Origin of the sequence: Streptomyces humi (genome assembly GCF_001005085.2) — a bacterium.
In the GTDB taxonomy this organism is placed as follows: Bacteria; Actinomycetota; Actinomycetes; order Streptomycetales; family Streptomycetaceae; genus Streptomyces; species Streptomyces humi.
In genome coordinates, this window is record NZ_LBMU02000058.1 from 137,976 (window position 1) to 156,515 (window position 18,540).

The following is an 18,540-nucleotide window of genomic DNA, read 5'->3' on the forward strand; positions in this document are numbered from 1 at the left end:
ACGGCCGGGCGCTGATCGCCGCGGCCGTCAGGGGATGGCCAGTTCGGCCCAGATCGTCTTCCCCGACGAGGTGTACCGGGTGCCCCAGCGCTGGGACACCTGGGCGACGAGGAACAGACCCCGGCCGCCCTCGTCGTCCCGGCGCGCCCGCCGCAGATGCGGGGCCGTGTGCGCGTTGTCGGAGACCTCGCAGAGCAGCGAGCGGTCCCTGATCAGGCGCAGCACGACCGGCCCGGTGGCGTACCGGATGCTGTTGGTGACCAGCTCGCTCACCACGAGTTCGGCCGTGAACGACAGGTCGGACAGACCCCAGCGGTCCAGCTGGCGCTCGGTGTCCGTACGGGCCCGGGCCACCATCGCCGGGTCGGGCGGCAGCTCCAGGTCCGTCACCTGCCGGGTGTCGAGCCGCCGGGTGCGCACGAGCATCAGCGTCGCGTCGTCCGCCTGCGGCCCCGGCGGGAGCGTCGCCATCGCCCGGTCGCACAGCTCCTCCAGCGGGCAGCGCTGCCAGGTGAGCACATGGGCGAGCCGGTCGATCCCGCTGTCGATGTCGGTGCGCCGGTCCTCCACGACGCCGTCCGTGAACAGCGCCACCACGCTGCCGTTCGACAGGCTCAGCTCGACGTTCTCGTACGGCAGGCTGCCCAGGCCCAGCGGCGGCCCCGGTGCCAGCGCGGACAGCGCCACCGAGCCGTTCGCGTCCGCCACGACCGGCGGCGGGTGGCCCGCGCTCGCCCAGACGCACCGGCCGCTCACCGGGTCGTAGATCGCGTACAGGCAGGTCACCCCGAGCGCCTCGTCGCTGAGCCCGTCGTCCCCGTGGGGCTCCGAGTCCAGGGCGACCAGACCGTCCAGGCGGGTGAGCAGCTCGGCCGGGTCCAGGTCCAGCAGGGCCAGCGTCCGTACGGTGGCGCGCAGCCGCCCCATGGTCGCCGCCGCGTGCACCCCGTGCCCGACCACGTCACCCACGGTCAGCCCGACCCGGGCACCGGACAGCGGGATCAGGTCGAACCAGTCGCCGCCCACGCCCACCCGGCTGTCCGCGGGCAGATAGCGGTACGCCACGTCGACCGCGCTCTGCTCCGGCAGCCGCTGCGGCAGCAGGCTGCGCTGAAGCACCAGGGCCGCCGCGTGCTGGCTGGTGTACCGGCGGGCGTTGTCGATGCCCACGGCGGCCCGCTCGGCCAGCTCCACCGCGAGGGCCTGTTCCTCGGGCCCGAAGGGGTCGGGGTTGCTGCTGCGCCGGAAGGTGGCCAGGCCCAGGACCGCGTCGCGGGCGAGGAGCGGGACGAACAGGCTGGAGCACCGGGCGGCGGACCCGCCGCCCGCCGGGCCGGCGTCGACGACGGGGCGGCTGGTGGCCAGGCTCTGGGCCTGCGGTGACGTGGGCGGATAGGAGACCGGGCTGGTCCGGAACTCCTCCGGGGTCCGGCCGTGCATCCGGAGCAGGCTGTGCCCCGGTGCCGAGCCCGTCGGCGGCTGCCGTCCCTCGATGACCGCCGGCGGCAGGTCCACCAGCACCTCGTCGGCGAGTTGCGGTACGGCCACGTCGGCCAGCTCCGCGGCCGTCCGGCGCACGTCCAGCGAGGCACCGATCCGCTTGCCCGCCCGGACGAGCAGCGACAGCCGCTCCTGGGCCCGGTAGCGGTCGGTGACGTCCAGGGACTCCTCGAACAGCCCCAGCGGTTCGCCCCGGGCGTCCACCAGCCGGTGGTAGGAGCAGGACCAGACGTGCTCACGGACCGGGTCGGCGGGGGCCCGGCCGCGGTAGTGCATGCCCAGGATCGGTTCCCCGGTCGCCAGGACGTGCTCCATCACCTGGTCCTCGTCCGGGGGATGGTGGCGGGAGATGAACTCGCCCTCCGGGAAGAGGGCGCTCGCGGGCAGGCCGACGTACTGCGCGACCCCCGCCAGCTCCATGTCGGTGGAGGCGTTGCCCCAGACCACGTTCATGTCCGTGTCGAAGACGGTCAGCCCCACGGACGACTCGGTGGCCAGCCCCTGCAACATCGCCAGCTGCGCCTCCCAGCCCCGCAACGCCTCCAGATCCGCCGCGACGACGACGGTGGCGGCGCCGCCCCGGTCCGACAGCGGGCTGACCGTCACGGCCGCGCGCAGGGTGCGTCCGTCCCGGCAGCACAGGTCCAGGACCGTGCTCCGGGGGTGGTGCGCCCTACAGAGAGCGGACAGCCGCTGTCCCGGCGCCACCAGCAGCCGGGCGGCCGACCGGCCCAGCACGTCCTCGGGGGAATGGCCGAGGAGGCGCTGCGCCGAGGCGCCCCATCCGGAGACGCGGCCTTCGGCGTCCAGCACCGCGGCGGCGGCCTTCGAGAGATCCAGGGGGCTGTGGAAGTCGACGTCGGCGGCATGCGGAAAACGATCCATGGCACCGCTTCCCTCCGTGCCCCCTCAGCATCCCGTGCCGCAGGACGGACGACAACCGCACGCCCGGGGCCCGGCCGCGGCCGGACGGCGGGAGACCGCGTCAGCAGCGGATGCCGACGAATCCCCGCAGGTCAACGCCGCGGGCCACGGCGGCCGTCACGGTGTGCGATAGCCGCGGAAGGTGACCTTCGCGCGGGTCTCGAAGCCCAGTCGTCCGTAGAGCGCGAGCGCGGTGGTGTTCGCCTCCGCGACGTGCAGGAAGGGGCGCTCGCCACGGGTCACCACACGGTCGGCGAGCGTGCTCACCAGGCGGGCGGCGTGGCCGCGCCCGCGCGCCTCGGGGGCCGTGCAGACCGCGCTGATCTCGGTCCAGCCCGGTGGCCGCAGCCGCTCGCCCGCCATGGCCACCAGTCTCCCGCCGTCCCGGATGCCGAGGTAGGTGCCGAGTTCACGGGTGCGCGGCCAGAACGGCCCCGGCTGGGTCCGGGCGACGAGGTCGACCATCTCGGGCACGTCGGCGGCGCCCAGTTCGACCACCTCGGCGGCGCCCGTGGACCGCGCCGGGGCGGGCGGGGTGCCGTCGGGCAGGACCAGCTGCCGCCCCTCCAGGACGAAGACCGGCTCCCAGTCCGGCGGCGGGGTCGCCGGACAGCTGAACATGTCCGCGAACGCGCCGCGGCCGAGCAGCCGGGCCAGGTCGGCCCAGTCGGCCGGTTCCGGGTCGGCGGGCAGCGCGGAGAAGGTCGCGACGTCCGGCAGGTAGGTGGCGGCCCGGCCGAGGCGGCGCGCGAGCTCCGCGTGCCGCCCCCGCAGGGACGCGCCCACCGGGTGGTCGAGTGCGTCGGCCGCACCGCTCGTCATCGTGCCACGCCCTTCTCGTCGTACGTGCCGGTCCGACCCGGGCGATGCCGAGCGCCGTCGGCGTCCATGCCGTGGATCATCGTATCCAGCGGGTACGGGCCGACCGGCGGCGGTGTCCACCGCGGCCCGCGCCGGCCCCAGGAGCTCCCGGGTCCGGCGCACGCCGTACGACGGGGTCAGCCCGTGTGCCCCGAGCCGTGGCCGCCGTGTGCCGCGCCGTGGTCGAAGGCCATCGCCTCCTCGGGCATCACCACGAAGGGCCGCATCATGCCCATGTCCTCGTGCTCGAGGAGATGGCAGTGGTACATGAACCGGCCGTAGGCGCCGTCGAACCTGCCCATGACCCGCAGGACCTGACCGCCCGGCACCCGGAACACGTCCTTGTACCCCAGCTCGTTCGGCGCCAGCGGGAGCCGGGTGGCCGCGTCGTACGCGATCGGCTCGACGGTACCGCCCGTCGCCGGGTCGAAGCCGGAGACGTCGTAGGCGTCGCGGCCCAGCAGCTGGAAGTCCGCCAGGTGGATGTGCATCGGGTGGACGATCGGCGCCAGGTTGAGGAAGCTCCACTGTTCGTAGGAGCCCTCGGCGATGGTGAAGCCGAGCGCGTCGTTGAAGGTCCGGGAGGTGCGCCGGTACGTCTTCGTGGTGCCGTCCGCCCCGGTGAGCTGGATGACGCCGTCGGCGGGGAGCTGGACGGAGGCCGGGTCGGTGACCTCGGTCATCTCCCAGATCTCCGGGTGCCCGCCGGCCCCCTTGGTGGCGGGCGGGGTCAGCACGATCAGCCGGTGGCCGTGCGGGACGTCGTGGGTGAGCCGGCGGAAGGAGCCGGAGAGCACCTCCGGCAGCTCGAAGGTGTCCGGCTCGCCGGCGCAGCCGACCCGGAACTCCATGACGGCGGGGTAGCGCACGTCACCCGCCGGGTCCGGCACCCCCGGCGCCTGGTTGCGGCCCTTGTTGACCAGGCGCAGCCGCCGGCCCTCCAGGCCCCGGAAGTCGGCGAGCAGGTCGAAGCGCTCCGCGGGGGCCGCGGTCAGCGTGGGCAGCGCGGCGTCGAAGTCGACCGGTACCGGGCGGGGCAGCAGCCCGCCGTCGCTGCCGATCTGGTGCAGGACGCCCGGCACCGGGTCGCCGTCCTCGTCGACCAGGACCAGTTCGAAGATGCGCGCGTTGGACGCGTTGACCAGCCGGAAGCGGTACCAGCCGGCGGTCACCTCGGCGTACGGCCAGATACGGCCGTTGACCGTGGTGTACGGGCCGGTGAACGGGATGGAGACCGGCTTGCCCGTCTCCGGGTTCTGCTGCTGGACGACCACCGTCTTGTGCAGCAGCCGCCCGTTGAGCCGGCCGTCCTCGTCGGTGTCCAGGTTCCGGTCGGCGAGCAGCAGCGGTATCTCCCGCTCCCCGCACGGGAGTCCGAGGGCGTCCTCCTCGTCGTCACGGACGAGGTAGGTGCCGTACAGGCCGGTGTGCACGTTCCACCGGGTGATGTTCATGGCGTGGTCGTGGTACCACCACTGCACCGCCTGGTGGTCGTTCGGGTACTCGGAGAGCTGGGCGTCGCCGGAGCCGACGGCGTTGTCCGCCCAGCCGTCGTTGCCCCCGCCGGTCTGTGCCCCGTGCAGGTGGGTCACCGTCCACGCGGGCAGGGCGGCGACGTCCTTGTCCGGTTCGACGCCCTCGCGGCCCGGCTCGGTGCTCGCCTGCGGCCGGCCGTCCGTGCGCAGCGGTACCTGCACCGAAGTGACCGGGTACTCGCCGCCCTCGGGGATCCGGTTGGTCCAGGCGATGCGGACGCGCTGCCCGCGGCGCACCTCGATGGTCGGGCCCGGCACCTGCCCGTCGTATCCCCACATCAAGGTCGGCGGGAGCTGCGGGTGCAGCCGGATCCAGGCCGGGCGCAGGGCGATCTCCGTCTCGCGCAGGACGTCCGCGCCGCCGGGCCGCAGGACCGGCGGGACGGGCAGCGGCGCCGCGTAGGGCGCCAGTTCGTCGGGCGCCGGCGCCGTTTCCCCCGCGTCGCTCCCGGTGATCCTTTCGATGATCTCGGTCAAGGTCGAACACCCCCGTGTGTTCTGTGGTCTGTTCCTTCACCCCACAGGACTCCCGAGATGTCGCCGACGTTCCAGGAATGCCCCGTTCCGCCCGAATGGGTGATTGGTTCCAGCCATCGTCGGCGTGTGGGAACACCGCTCGGCACGGTCCGGGGAGGAGGACCGTGCCGAGCGGTGTCGGGACGCGGTGGGCGTCGTCAGGCGGTGGCGCGCTGCCTGCGGCGCAGCGTCAGGTAGGTGCCCGTGGCGCCGGCGGCCACGAGGGCGCCCGCACCGAGGCTCACCGGAACCGCCGGGAACGCGCCGGAGCCGGTGGTGGCGGCGGTGTCCACCATCGCCGGGCCGGGGGTGATCCGGGTGCTGACCGGGGCGACGTGGCGGATCGGACCGACGGACCGCACGGAGCCGTCCGACTTCAGCAGCACCTGCTTGTTGTTCGGGTGCCTGAAGTCGAACATGCCGTTCAGCGAACCGGCGGTGGCGTCGAAGGAGTGGTCGCCGATCCGGCCGGTGCGCCAGTTGTTCTCGATGAACCGGGTGATCGAGGCCTGGTCGGTCAGCGTGTGGTCGACCTTGTTCACCTTGCTGTACGGCGAGATGACCAGCAGCGGCTGCCGGGTGCCGGGGCCGCAGCGGTCGGCGTACCCGCCGGACGCGGCCGGGCCGGACTGGCAGGCCGCGCTGTCCAGGGCCTTGCCGTTGGAGCCGACCGTGGTGTCCTTGGAGCCGTTGCGCGGCGTGACGTAGGCGTGGTCGTACCAGCCGTCGGAGTCGTCATAGGCGACGACGATCGCGGTGGACTTCCACTGCGGCGAGCTCTGGATGGTGTTGATCTCGTTGACGAGGAAGTGCTGCTCGTCCGTCGGGTCGGAGTACCCGGCGTGCCCGTCCTGGTACTCGCCGGCCTTGAGGAAGCTGACGGCCGGGAGCTTGCCCGCCTTGGCGACGGCGGTGAAGTCGGTCAGGTCGTAGTTGTGGTTGGCCCGGCCGTTGTGACCGATCTCGTTCACGTTCTTCGGCGCCACGTGGTGGGGGTTCGCCGTCGACTTGTAGTACGAGAAGGGGTTGTGGTGCGGGCTGTAGTCGACCACGGACGCGCCGCCCACGTTGGTGTGCGTGGTGTCGCACTTGGCGTAGGAGCCGGACGTGCCGTTGTAGACGGTGGACGGGCGGAAGCCGCCCTGGAACCAACCCCAGGTCACGTGCTTGCTGTTGAGCAGGTCACCGATGTTCTTGCCCTGGAGCGCCGCCAGCGCGCTGGTGCTGGTGTGGTCCTTGTCGGAGCAGTCGTCGAAGGCCGGGTCGGGGTCGTTGACGACCGTGCCGACGCCCTTGGCGTCCGGGGACGCGATGGCGTACGAGTCGGGGGTCGACGTCTGCTTGCCGGTGACCGGGTCCACGGAGATCGCGCCGTGCGTCTGCCCCGAGATCAGGTTGAGCGCGCCGGGCGTCGAGGGGCCGTAGACCGAGCTGTAAGAGCGGTCGTTGAGAGCGTAGTGCTGGGCGTAGTTCCACAGACCGGTGACGGTGTTGCCGTCGTAGTAGTCCATCACCAGGCCCGGCTCGCCGAACAGGCCGCCGGAGCACTTGTCGACCTCGGTGTTCTGCACGAACTGGTCGGCCTTGCCGCCGTCGTAGGCCAGCTGCTCCGGACCGTAGGAGTGGTTCTGGTCGCAGGTCATCGCCTGCGCCGGGGTGAGCCGCTTCGGCAGGTACTGGTTCGGGTTCCTGGTGAGCAGCCCGGCGTGCGCGAGGGTGTCGACGTCCTTCGGCGTGTTCTTCGCGGCCGTGAACTTCGTGCCGTCGGTGTTCGCGGCCTTCGGGTAGGTCGCGAAGTAGTGGTCGAAGGAGATGTTCTCGTCGAACAGCACGACCACGTGCTTGATGGGCGTCGCGGTCGACGACGACCCGCCGGTGTGCCCGGCGGGCACGGCGGCCCAGCTGGGCGCGGTACCACCGAGGACCGTGAGCGCGGCGGCCCCCGCGAGAGCCCCGAGGCTCCTCATCGCCGTTCGTCTTCCTGTGCTGGCCATGCTGGTTCACCCTCCGGGCATGAACGTCACTGCGTCGTACAGGCAGGGATGTTTCGCCCGCCGCCGGGCGTCCCGGCGGAGTCATGATGGCGGCGGAATGAACACCGGGTCAGGGATGCCGGGGCAAATCTTGACTGTGTGTTGACCGATCGGTCCAGGCAACCGCCGTGGAGTTGTTCGAACAAGCCCGGTTCCAGCGGGTGCCCAAGTTCAGGTCAAGAGCGCGCGTCCGTACCAGTCCGCCGTGTCCCGTACACCGGGCAGCGCGAAGAAGTACCCGCCGCCGAACGGCGAGACGTAGTCCACCAGCGGTTCCCCGGCCAGCCGCTTCTGCACGGTCTCGAACTGCCGGGCCAGGTCCTGCTGGTAGCAGCTGAACAGCAGACCCATGTCGAGGTTGCCGTTGCCGTCCATGCCCCGGTCGTAGTTGTAGGCGCGCCGCAGGATCCGCTGGTCGTCGGTGGCCGTGGTGCGCGGGTTGGCCAGCCGCATGTGCGCGTCCAGCGGGATGACGTCCCCCTTGGGGTCGTCGGCGTACCTGGGCGTGTCGTGTTCGGCGTCGCCGTCCAGGGGCGCCCCCGACTCACGGGAACGGCCGAACATCCGCTCCTGTTCGCTGAGCGAGACCCGGTCCCAGAACTCCACCAGCATCCTGATCAGCCGCACCACCTGGTAGCTGCCGCCGACCGCCCAGTCCGGCTCGCCGGCGCCCGCGCCGACCCACACCAGCCGGTCCATCTCACGGGAGGTGGTCCGCGGGTTGGCGGTGCCGTCCTTGAACCCCAGCAGGTTGCGCGGGGTGCCGGACGGCCGGGGCGGACTGGCGAAGCCGTCCATCCGCCAGCGGACCTGCATGCCGCCCCGGGTGTGCCGGGCGATGTCACGCAACGCGTGCAGCACGGTGTCCGTGTCGTCGGCGTGCAGTTGGAGGCTGAGGTCGCCGTGGCACCACTCGGGCTTGAGGTCGTCGTCAGGGAAGGGCGGCATGGTGGTCAGCCGGCGGGGCCGCAGCTTTCCCAGTCCGTACCGGTCGTCGAAGAGCGAGGCGCCGACGCCGACGGTCACCGCCAGCGCCCTGGCGGGGAGTTGTCCGCCGAGGACGCCGGAGTCGGCGGGCGGCGCGGTGATGCCGACGGGGTCGGGGGTGCCGCCCGAGGTCAGGAAGCGGGCGCGCTCGGTGAGCGTGCGCAGCAGGTCGGCCAGTCCGGCCCGGTCCCCGGCGGTCACGTCGAAGGACGTGAACACGGTGGTGCGCCGGGGCGTGGCGATCGCGGACCGCTGGTGCGGGCCGTGGAAGGGTGCGACGGCCTCGGTGCCGGCGGTGGCCGCGCTGTCCGGGGCCGGGGCGGCCGCGCCGCCCGCGGCCAGTCCCGCGCCCGCGAGGGCCGCGCCGCGCAGGAAGCCGCGGCGGCCGACCCCGCCCGTGCCCGCCTTCTCGTCGGTGCTCACACCGTCCTCCGTGGGTCGCACAGGGTGGCCACCGACGCCAGCCGCTCCACCAGGTCGTCGAGGACCGCGTCGACGTGCTCGCGCTGCCGGTGGGTCAGCCCGGTCAGGGGGGTCCAGGCACCACCGTGCCGGAACGCGTCGAGCGTCCTGCCCGCCCGGTCCAACTCGCTCCGCAGACCGGACAGACCCGTGTACCGCCCGGCCAGCACCGAACGCAGCCGGGCCAGTACCTGCTCGGTGCCGTCCAGGTTGGCGCGGGCGGTGGCGAGGTTGCTGCCGCTGCCGTAGTCGGTCCGGCCGGTGAGCTCGAACTGCACCGTGTTCTCCAGGATCTCGTGCGCCCGCAGCCCCAGTTGGGCCGGGTCCATCCGGGTCTGCGCCCAGCCGTCGCGCAGCGCGGTGACCGCCTTCAGCAGGGCGGCCGCCGGGGCGCGCAGACCGGCGGCGGACTCGCCGTGCCACAGCCCGTACTCGACGCGGTGGAAGCCGGTGAAGTCCTGGTCGTGCACCCCGCCGGGCAGCCCCGCGTCGGTGCCGTTGACCGCCCTGTCCGCGTCCCCGAAGGCGTCGTAGGCCGCGCCCATCCGCTCGTACTCGAGGTGCGCGGGCAGCCAGGCGGTGCGGGCGGCCGGCAGGTCGCCGCGGTCGATCGCGTCCCGCAGGGCCGTCGTCAGCCGTACCACCTCGGACAGACCGGTGCCGACCCACTTCTGGTAGGCGAGCGCCGGCGGGATCAGGTCGTGCTCGGTGACCGGGGCCGCGGCCGGACCGCTGCGGCCCTTCGTGACGCGTACCGTGGGCCCGGTCACCGCGTCGGCGTCGTCGGGCACGCACTTGAACGCGAACGCGCCCCTGCCGAGGCGGACGGTGAGCTCCCGGGTGGTGCCGGGGCCGATGTCCTCGACCTCGCCGTAGACCGCCTGGCTCCTCGGGTCCTCCAGCAGGACCTCGGCGGGACCGTCGGTCGGGTTGTGCAGGTCGAAGACCTGGACGCCGGACACCGGCGTGGTCCATCCCCGTCCGCAGCGGCTGGGGGACACCTCCACGGTCGTGTGCGGCAGCGCGGACGGGTCGGCGTGCGCGGACGGGTCGGCGTGCGCGGACGGGTCGGCGTGCGCCGGGCGTGGGTCGTGCGTGAGCGCCAGTACTCCGGCCACCAGGCAGACGACGGCCACACCGACGACCGCCCAGGGACGCAACGACCTCCCGCTGAGGCCGGACAACACCATCCCGAGCTCCCGGGGTCGTACCGTTCGTGATCGCCTCATGTTAGGCAGCCCTTCGTTCTCGAACGGCCGTCCAAAGGAACCCATGACCAAGAGTTCCCTGCCGGTTCACCCGGCGTCCGGACGCCCTCCTCGGTCGGCGCCCGGCTGCACGATCCTGAAGAAGGCCCGGGCACCCGCCCGCTGTGCGGACCTGCGCAGGCGTGCCGTGAGCGGACGGGCCGCGGGGGCCGGGACGGGGGCGTCGGCGAGGCGGGGGAAGAGGGCCTCGGCGTTGCCGCGGTCGACGGCCGCCAGGGTACGGCCGTCGGTACCGTTGTCGAGGCCGTTGGCGAAGTACTGGGCGGCAGCGGCGGGCGCGAACGGCCAGTCGCTGCCGAACAGGACGTGCCCGGGACGGGCGAAGGCGAGCAGCGTGGGCAGCGCGGCGGGACTCGCGGAGAGCGCGGTGTCGAAGTAGAAGCCGCGCAGGTCGTCCAGGATGTCGAGGGGGCTGCGCCCGGTGTCGGCTGCCAGGGCGACGGCCATGCGGTGCGAGGCGTACGGCACGAAACCGCCCGCGTGGCTGAGGACGAACCGGATCCGCGGGTACCGGCGCACCACCCCGCTCCGGACCAGGAGATACGCGGCGCGGGTGGTGTCCAGGAGGAAGTCCGCGGCGAACGGCGGGATGCCCTCGACGGCGGGGCCGGGCAGTTCGGCCGGGTGGACGAACACGACGGCGCCGTGCTCGTCCAGGACCCGCCACAGGGCGTCCTGCCCGTCGGCCCCGAGATACGCGCCGCCGGTGTTCGCGAGCAGGGTGACACCGTCGGCACCGAGGCCGCCGAGGGCCCGCCCGGCCTCGCGCGCCGACGCGGCCGCGTCCGGCATCGGCAGCGTGGCGAACCAGCCGAAGCGGCCGGGATGTCCGGCGGTGAGGGCGGCGGAGAAGTCGTTCAGCCTTCGGGCCAGGTCCGCGGCCGCACCGGGATCGGCGAGGAACCCGGTGCCGGGGGTGGAGACGGACAGGATCGCCGTCGCGGTGCCCAGCAGGTCCATCACCTCCAGGGCCGCGCCGGGGCTCCAGTCGGGCAGGGCCCGGCCGCCCGCCTCGGTGATCCCGTGCCGGTCGAGGGCCTCCCGGTAGAGGGGCGGCACCAGGTGCTGGTGGACGTCGATCCGGCGTGCGGTGCTGGTCATCACTGCCTTCCCGTCGTGACGGCACTTGACCGTCCTCTGACGGCCCGCTTACCGTAACGGCTGCTCCAATTGGAGCAGACGCTACAGCAACGTGGCGGGACTGGACGGCATGGCGGGACTGGACGACATGAGGTGGCCCGGTGAGTGAGACCAGCACGGTGAACAGCACCTACGACGTGGCGGTGATCGGCTACGGGCCGACCGGGGCCACCGCGGCGAACCTGCTGGGCGCGCTGGGGCTGAGCGTCGTCGTCCTGGAGCGGGACGAGGAGGTCTACACGCGGGCCCGGGCCATCTCCACCGACGAGGAGGTCATCCGGATCTGGCAGCGGGTGGGCCTGGCCGACCGGCTGAAGCGGGACATGCTCGCCGAACGGCCGCTCGACTTCGTCGACGCCCGCGGCCGTACCTTCCTCAGCGCCCGTCCCGCACCGCGCGGCCACGGCCATCCGCCGCAGATGTTCCTCTACCAGCCCGCCCTGGAACAGGTCCTGCGCGAGGGCGTCGAGCGCCACCCGAACGTGCGGGTGCTGCTGCGGCACGAATGCCTCAGGCTCCGCCAGTCCGCGGACAGCGACGCCGTCGAACTGACCGTCGCGGGGGCGGACGACAGGCTACGGCGGCTGCGCGCGAGGTATGTGATCGCGGCCGACGGCGGCTCCAGCCTCACCCGCGCCCAGCTCAACGTGGGCTACGAGGGGCGCACCTACGAGGACCGCTGGGTCGTCGTCGACACCAGGATGCTCGAACCGTGGCCCGGCCACGACCGGCTCCGCTTCCGCTGCGACCCGGACCGTCCGGCCGTGGACTGCCCGACCCCGCTCGGCCACCACCGCTGGGAGTTCCCCGTCCTGCCCGGCGACGACGAGAAACACCTGACCGGCCATGACGCCATCCACGCCCTGGTGGCCCGGTACGGCATCGCCCCGCACCAGATCGAGATCCTGCGCGCCACCGTCTACAGCCACCATGTGCGCTTCGCCGCCCGGTTCCGGGTGGGCCGGGTCTTCCTCGCAGGGGACGCCGCGCACGCGATGCCGCCGTGGATCGGCCAGGGCATGGCGGCCGGGGTGCGTGACGCGGCCAACCTGTGCTGGAAGCTGGCCGCCGTACTGCGCGGCGAACTGCCCGAGCCGGTTCTCGACTCCTACGAGGCCGAACGCAAGCCGCACGTCAAGGAAATCACCAGGCGCGCGGTGTTCGTCGGCCGGATCATCACCGAGCGCAGGCCCGCGACGGCCCGGATCAGGGACACCGCGCTACGCGCGATCCGCCCGGCGTCAGCCCTCACCTCCCGGCTCGTGAACGCCCACTGGATACCGGTCGCGTCCTACGCCGGGGGTCTCCAGGCCCGCCCGCGCGCCAAGGCGTCCGGACACCAGATCCCGCAGCCCTGGGTCACCGCCCCCGACGGCACCCGGGCCCGGCTGGACGACGTCCTCGCCGGCCGCTGGCTGCTCCTGCACACCGGACCCGCCGTCCCGCAGTCTGCCTGGGAGCGGGCCGGAGTCCCCGCCCTGGCGGTCCGCCCGGCCGGCTCCGACCCGGCCGAGGGCGCCGTGGTCGACAGCGACGGCGTGCTGCTGCCGTGGCTGACCGCACACCGCGCCACCACCGTCGCCCTCCGCCCGGACGCCTACGTCTACGCGGCCGCCCCCGCGGCAGCCCACCTCCCCCCACCCCCACCCGGCTTCACCCTCCGCACCCAGACCCCGTGACCCCAAATCCCCGCTGCCCTTCGGCTCCACCGACTCCGCCTGCGGCTCCACCGACTCCGCCTGCGGCTCCGCCGACTCCGCCTGCGGCTCCGCCGACGGACACCGCCAGGTAGCGGAACTCTCCACCTGCTCCGCCCTGCTCGGAGTACCCCTCCCAGCTGAGCGGGTACGTGCCTCGCAGCGTGCAGGTGTTCGGCTCGTAAGTCCCCTCGGCCCAGAGCAGCGTCCCGCCGAGTTCCCGTCCGTGGTGAATCCGGAAGTCGTGATCCCGAGTGCGCCGACGGCCGGTACCCGGCGGAGCCCACAGGGCCGCCTCGTTGGACACCATGAGGGCGAGCCCGTTCTGACCGGGCCGACGACAGAAGCGCTCCAGCCGCGCTATGTCCCGAGCGAAGTGCAGACGGGCAAGGTCGGTGGCGCCGTGCGCTTTCAGGGCGTACTCCTCGACCGGAGTGCCGGCCTCGCCGGTCCAGCCCCGGGTGAAGTACTTGAACTCGATCGCGGTGCTCCCCTCGGGCCCGAGGCACTGGAGGTCCAGATACTCGGTCCTCCCCGGCCCCCGCTGCGGCACCTCGAGCCGCGAGCGCACGTCCGGCGCCAACTCCCAGAGGACCCTGGCGAAACTGTGCTGAAGGTCGGCTTCGGAGTGGAAGACGGGCCTGCTCCGAGACAGCTCCGCCATGACGTCATCGAGCGAGACCCGCCCGGCAATGCTTCTCATGGGATCCATCGACGCCGTGTTCACGGTGCCATTGAAATAGCGCCCACCCTCGACCTTCAACCCTCAAGCCCTGCCGTCACCGCACACGGAAACAGCCGCGTTCGAAGCATGAGCCTGAACTCTCGCCCTACCAGAATGCGATACGGAACCGGCTTCTCGCGGCCCCCGTGGTGGTCGCGTCCGAACCCTGGCGGCCCGTCTTCGAATACGAGTACGGCGCTCCCGTCGGCGGACTGCTCGGGATCGGCTTCGCGACGGCCCCGACACCGGCCGCTGGTGATGGTCGTCTCCTCCGACGGGCACGGTCTCTTCGACGCCGTGACAGGCGAGAAGATCGCCAGGGACCGCGACCCCGCTCCCGAGGACAGCACCCCTGACGCAGTCGGCGACCTGGCCTGCCCCGGGCTCGGGCCGATCACCGTAAGCCGTGTACGCATCGCCGGACTCTTCGGCGGAGGGCTGCACACCACCACCGAAGACGGCTGGACCCCGGAAGTCGTCTCCCCGGACTGGCCTAACCTCCACTCGAGCTACTCCACATACCGCGCAGCCGGCTTCTCCCCCTCCGGCCGGGCGATCGCTGTGGCAACGGGCAGCGACCTCTCGCTGTGGACCCGCGAGGCGGACACCGGCACGCACCGCTTCAGCAGTACCAAGACCTGACCTCAAGGGCGACCGCAGCGCCGTGCCTGTCAGCCGTCGAAGCGGATCCACTTGGTCGGCGTGTCACCCAGTGGGGCAAGAGCGGCGCGATGGGTTGCACCGGCCCAGACACTGAAACCGGCGTCACCAGGCTCGTCCAAGACATGCTTAACGAGACCTGGAGCCACGTAGAAGCGCGTGGGGAACGCAGCGCAGAAGGGCCGCGACGCGTTTCTGCACTCCCAGACAGCGAGGGCGGTGCTGTGCCAGCCGGTAGCAATGACGCAGTCCGTCAGGCAGATACGAAGGATGTGCTGCTACTGGCGGTGGTTCGGCACTCTCGGACGCAGCGGAGTATCAACCGGTGATGAACTGTTCGAGCGCGCTGGCGCGGTTGCCGTTCAGCTGACCGAGCCATTCCAGGTTCGGGAGATCTGCCGGCTGGAGGCAAGGACGGACACGGTCCAAGTCGGCCCTGCTCAACGGTGAGGCGAGCCGAAGGGCACAGTCGGTGAGGACGTGCTCGTCGGAGCCTGGACGGAGCACCGTGCCTGCCCGGGTCACGGATCCAGTGATGATGACGGTGGCGCTCCCGAGGGTGAACCACTCCCGGGCCGCCGTGCCACCGCAGAGCCCGTATGCCCGCTCATCGTCCACGACCGACATGGGAGACATCCCATGAGAGTGATCAACCATGTGCACATCTTCCTCGACGATCCGAAGCCGGCTGCCCACGTGCCGGACATGGCCTGACAGCAGCAAACCAAGAGGTTTGTGAACGTTGCTGTGCGCGTACGTCCCAGTGTCCCGAGAACTGCTCCAGGAGGTGGATCTGCCGGGGAAAGTCCGTTGTACCGACCGCTGAGATCAAGCAGATGCAGCGGCTGCCAATTGCTCGCTTGGCCCTACGCGCCGTCAGCGAAGTCCTCAGGCTGACCCCGGCAGCCTTGGTCGACGTGGTGGCCTTCAACGGCAACGTGAACGCGAATCCGGGGCAGGTCTGCCTCGGTCAAGGGGAGCCGCGGAGCCGCTCGGGAAGCTGCGGGTAGTATCCGCGAGCGCTTTGGCCTCGGCTGCCGAAGCATCTGGGCGGGGGGGATTTGGCGATGACGTTTCGACTGCGCGCTGTCCGCGCGTTCGCGTTGCTGGTCGGCTTCTTTCTGATGGGCGTGGTCCTGCTGTCGGCCATGGCGGTGCTCGACTGGCTGCTGATGACACGGCTGCTCACCGCTCAGGCGGCCTGGTTCGAAGGTACGGTTCTGACCGTCACCGTTCTGCTGGCATTTGCCATTCTGCGGGGCATCTTCGTCTTCCTGCGGGCTGGACGGCTGGGCCCGTTGCCCCATGCGGTGGCGGTCACTCCTCAGGACCAACCCGAGCTGTGGGAACAGATATGAGCCGCTGCCGAAGTGACGGGACAGCGGCCGCCGGACGAGCTCTACCTGGTCGCTGAGGTCAACGCGGGCGTCGCGGAACAAAGCCGTCTGTTGGGGCTCCTGCGTGGGCGACGCCGTATGCTCCTGGGCCTGCCGCTGCTCGCCGGGCTGACCGTCTCACAGCTGCGGGCCGTTCTCGCCCACGAGTTCGGGCACTACGGCAACCTTGACACCCGGCTCGGCGGTGTCGCGATGCGCGGTCGGGAAGCAGTACTGCACACGGTGGAGGTACTCCGGGAGGGCAGCACCCGGCTGCACCACGCGGTCGGAGCCCTGTACGTCGGCTACGGCCGAATGTTTTTGCGTGCTTCGCAGTCCGTGGCTCGCCACCAGGAGCTCGCCGCGGACCAGATGGCCGCCCGGCACGCGGGCCGTGACGCGACGGTCGCTGCACTACGTACCCTTCCGGTGCTCACCGGCGCGTACACCTACTACCTGGAGACGTACGCCGGAATGGGAGGGTCGCTAGGAGCGCTGCCGCCTGTGGGCGAGGTGCACGGCGGTTTCTGTCGGTTGCTCGCCGCCCGAACCGGAGAGCGGCTCGCTGTACTCTCCGCCGGGCAGCGGTCGCCGCGCCCGCACCCGTACGATTCGCACCCGCCGGTAGCCGAACGGATCGCCCTCGTCGAGCAGTTGTCCGGCGATGGCCGAACTGACGAATCGGCCGACGAGCCGACAGGGTTGACCCTGCTGCGTGATCCGAGCGTGGTGTTCGCCGCTCTGGAGGCCCGAACGCTGTTGCAGGAGGCGGCGCGGCTGCGGCGCATGAGTTGGGACGACCTCGTCATGGCCCGCGCGGTCGCCGACGCCGAGGGCTGGTCCCGGCCGCTGCGTGTCGCCGTGGCCAGGGCGCTTCGCTCATCGACGCAAGGCGCGGACGGTACGGCGAGCGTACGCCGAGATCCCACGGCCGAAGCTGCGGCCGACGACGTCTTGCCGGGCCTGGAAGAGATACTCGACGCGTTCGACCGCGGCCTGCTGTGGATGGCGGTCGCTGACCGCATGCCCAAACCGCATCAGGCGGCGCGACTGACCGGACCGTCCGCCCGTAACTTCATTCGGCCCAGGCTCTTCGACGGGCTCGCGGGCATGGTCCACCTGCGCCTCACCGAGTCCGGACAGGCTGAACCGGACATCGCATGGTCGGGACAGCCCGGACTCATCCTGCCCGAGGCGTGGGAGAAGGGCATGGACGAGGCCATAGACGCGGCCGTCGCCGACACACCCGACACAGCTCCGCTGCGCGCCCTGCTCGCCGGCCAGGGCCCCGGCTTCTGAGGGTGTGCTCGCGTGCCCCAGGACGTGGAGGTCCGCGACGACGTCATCCAGAAAGCGGTGGGTCAGTTGCACCCCGTCGTAGTGTGCTTCCGCGTCGCCGCCTTCGCCGCGGCATTCCCGGGGACGTGGTCGTGCGGCTGAACGAGCCGAGCGGCGAGGCGGTTTCGGGCGCACAGCACCGGGCAGACATGCGATCCGGCGGTGCGATCAGACCCTGACGGTCATGCGCTCGACAGCGGGCAGCCCCTTGTCCCACCAATGTCCGTAGCGCCGGTAGACAGCCGGATCACGGTTGACGAGCAGCGCTGACAGTCTCTCTGCCTCCTCCGTCAGACCTTGCCACGCGGCCTTGCCGAGCTTGTGGAACGCGGTCAGTTCCAGCCCGCCGTCCGCTGCCCGCCACACCCCGGCGACCTGCCCGTCGACGAGCAGACAGGGCAGCACGTCGCCGTTGCGCCGGACAACCAGCGGCCGGTACGCCTCAGGCATGACCCGACCGGGGACGACGTGGGCCAACAGCGTGCTGTCCCACATCGGCAGCAGCCTCGGCGGCGCCGGGGTGTCCTCGGCGGGAACGGTAGCGTCCACGAGGTCGAACAGGGCGGCCCGGCCCGGCCCGGCCACCCGTACCACCTGGTCGTGGAGCTCGTTCAGCGCCTGGGCTATCGCGTTCCGCGTCAGCAGGGTGAACCGGGCGAAGTCCTGGGCCGACGCCGGCCCGAACGCCCGTAGATAGGCGAGCAGCAGCCGCTGGACTCCAGTGTCCGCCTGCTGTAGAGCGGACCCGGTGGCCGCCGGGGAGGCACGGTAGGTGTTCGGCTGCGCGAACGACCACGGTCCGCCCGTCGGCACATGATGCACAGGCGCGTACGTACGCAGAGCCCACCACACCCGGTGCGCGTGCTCGCCGAACGACCCCGTGACGTCGACCTCCACCTCGGCTCCGGTGCGGGGCCGCTCCAGGAAGTCGGCGAGCTTCGGGAGCAGTCCGTCGGCGTCGGTGGGAGCCAGTCCTGTCGCCGTGAAACGTCTGTCATACAGCCGCGACGCCCGCAGAGTGCTCAGCATCGCGGCGCGGTAGGGCTCGTAGTCCTCGGCATGGACGGCGTGCAGGGTGATCCGCATGAGGGTTGCCTTCACGATGCGGCGGTTCGCGAACGCCGCGTCGAGATCCTCAGGCGCGAAGTCCTGCACGCGATTCCACAACGCCAGATACGGTGATGCCGGCGCCTGCGCCTGGACAGCGCAGATCCGGCGAACAGCCTCAGCCACGTCGAGGCGCTGACGTTCGAGCAGGAGCTGACGGTCCAAGGTGGCCAGGGCGAGCTGCCGAGGAGTGAGTGTCACGCCCGGATTATGTCTCCCCTGCCAGTCGCAGCCACAGCCCTTTCCGTGCTGGTGGGCAGCCACCGGCTCAGGGCGCTCTGCTCCGCCTCGAGGGTGTCCCGTGGCGCACGTGTGCAGGGCTCTGCGTCCGGGTCGGTGGCCGCTGTTGGGATCTACCCAGGCGGCCCTTCAGGTGATTGCCGAACGCCTCATGAGCCGGACGGCCGTCGCG

12 protein-coding genes and 1 pseudogene are annotated in these 18,540 nt (G+C 71.8%); 4 read left to right on the forward strand and 9 right to left on the reverse strand.

Going from position 1 to position 18,540, the window contains the following annotated elements; all coding sequences use genetic code 11:
* Positions 1–27 precede the first annotated feature (27 nt).
* The 7 genes from AAW13_RS25855 to AAW13_RS25885 all read right to left on the reverse strand — a co-directional run bounded on the left by AAW13_RS25855 (position 28) and on the right by AAW13_RS25885 (position 11,187).
* A complete protein-coding gene (locus tag AAW13_RS25855) occupies positions 28–2,385 on the reverse strand; it encodes a SpoIIE family protein phosphatase (RefSeq protein WP_046734509.1) in 2,358 nt (785 codons plus the stop codon).
* A 156-nt stretch (positions 2,386–2,541) separates the two neighbouring features.
* Complete coding sequence (locus AAW13_RS25860) at positions 2,542–3,246, reverse strand: GNAT family N-acetyltransferase (RefSeq protein WP_046734510.1); 705 nt, start codon at positions 3,244–3,246, stop codon at positions 2,542–2,544.
* Between the two features lie 176 nt (positions 3,247–3,422).
* The gene (gene phsA / locus AAW13_RS25865) at positions 3,423–5,297 is read right to left on the reverse strand and encodes an O-aminophenol oxidase PhsA (RefSeq protein WP_046734511.1); all 1,875 of its coding nucleotides are present in this window, start codon (positions 5,295–5,297) and stop codon (positions 3,423–3,425) included.
* Between the two features lie 197 nt (positions 5,298–5,494).
* Positions 5,495–7,330, reverse strand: a complete 1,836-nt coding sequence (locus tag AAW13_RS25870) for a phospholipase C (RefSeq protein ID WP_046734512.1) — start codon at positions 7,328–7,330, stop codon at positions 5,495–5,497.
* 210 nt (positions 7,331–7,540) lie between these two features.
* Complete coding sequence (gene efeB / locus AAW13_RS25875; RefSeq protein WP_107483406.1) at positions 7,541–8,779, reverse strand: iron uptake transporter deferrochelatase/peroxidase subunit; 1,239 nt, start codon at positions 8,777–8,779, stop codon at positions 7,541–7,543.
* Positions 8,776–10,008 (reverse strand): EfeM/EfeO family lipoprotein, encoded by a 1,233-nt coding sequence (locus AAW13_RS25880; RefSeq protein ID WP_079178969.1) that lies wholly within the window; start codon positions 10,006–10,008, stop codon positions 8,776–8,778. Before AAW13_RS25880 ends, efeB begins: the two co-directional genes overlap by 4 nt.
* Positions 10,009–10,113: 105 nt before the next feature.
* Positions 10,114–11,187, reverse strand: a complete 1,074-nt coding sequence (locus AAW13_RS25885; RefSeq protein WP_046734515.1) for an amidohydrolase family protein — start codon at positions 11,185–11,187, stop codon at positions 10,114–10,116.
* A gap of 140 nt (positions 11,188–11,327) precedes the next feature.
* Between AAW13_RS25885 and AAW13_RS25890 the strand changes: the two genes are divergently transcribed.
* Positions 11,328–12,905: a bifunctional 3-(3-hydroxy-phenyl)propionate/3-hydroxycinnamic acid hydroxylase gene (locus tag AAW13_RS25890; protein ID WP_071659683.1), complete on the forward strand. Its 1,578-nt coding sequence runs from the start codon at positions 11,328–11,330 to the stop codon at positions 12,903–12,905.
* On the opposite strand, the gene AAW13_RS25895 is transcribed toward AAW13_RS25890, so the two are convergent.
* A complete protein-coding gene (locus tag AAW13_RS25895; RefSeq protein ID WP_240528736.1) occupies positions 12,880–13,650 on the reverse strand; it encodes a hypothetical protein in 771 nt (256 codons plus the stop codon). The two genes, AAW13_RS25890 and AAW13_RS25895, sit on opposite strands and share 26 nt — an antisense overlap.
* Positions 13,651–13,766: 116 nt before the next feature.
* On the opposite strand from AAW13_RS25895, the pseudogene AAW13_RS25900 reads away from it, so the two are divergent.
* The 3 genes and pseudogenes from AAW13_RS25900 to AAW13_RS25915 all read left to right on the forward strand — a co-directional run bounded on the left by AAW13_RS25900 (position 13,767) and on the right by AAW13_RS25915 (position 16,982).
* A pseudogene (locus tag AAW13_RS25900) lies at positions 13,767–14,289 on the forward strand (hypothetical protein).
* 1,085 nt (positions 14,290–15,374) lie between these two features.
* The gene (locus tag AAW13_RS25910; RefSeq protein ID WP_052768701.1) at positions 15,375–15,665 is read left to right on the forward strand and encodes a hypothetical protein; all 291 of its coding nucleotides are present in this window, start codon (positions 15,375–15,377) and stop codon (positions 15,663–15,665) included.
* A 12-nt stretch (positions 15,666–15,677) separates the two neighbouring features.
* Positions 15,678–16,982 (forward strand): M48 family metalloprotease, encoded by a 1,305-nt coding sequence (locus tag AAW13_RS25915; RefSeq protein ID WP_052768702.1) that lies wholly within the window; start codon positions 15,678–15,680, stop codon positions 16,980–16,982.
* A gap of 207 nt (positions 16,983–17,189) precedes the next feature.
* On the opposite strand, the gene AAW13_RS25920 is transcribed toward AAW13_RS25915, so the two are convergent.
* Positions 17,190–18,329, reverse strand: coding sequence for a winged helix DNA-binding domain-containing protein (locus tag AAW13_RS25920; RefSeq protein WP_046732739.1), 1,140 nt, complete (start codon positions 18,327–18,329; stop codon positions 17,190–17,192).
* Positions 18,330–18,540 lie beyond the last annotated feature (211 nt).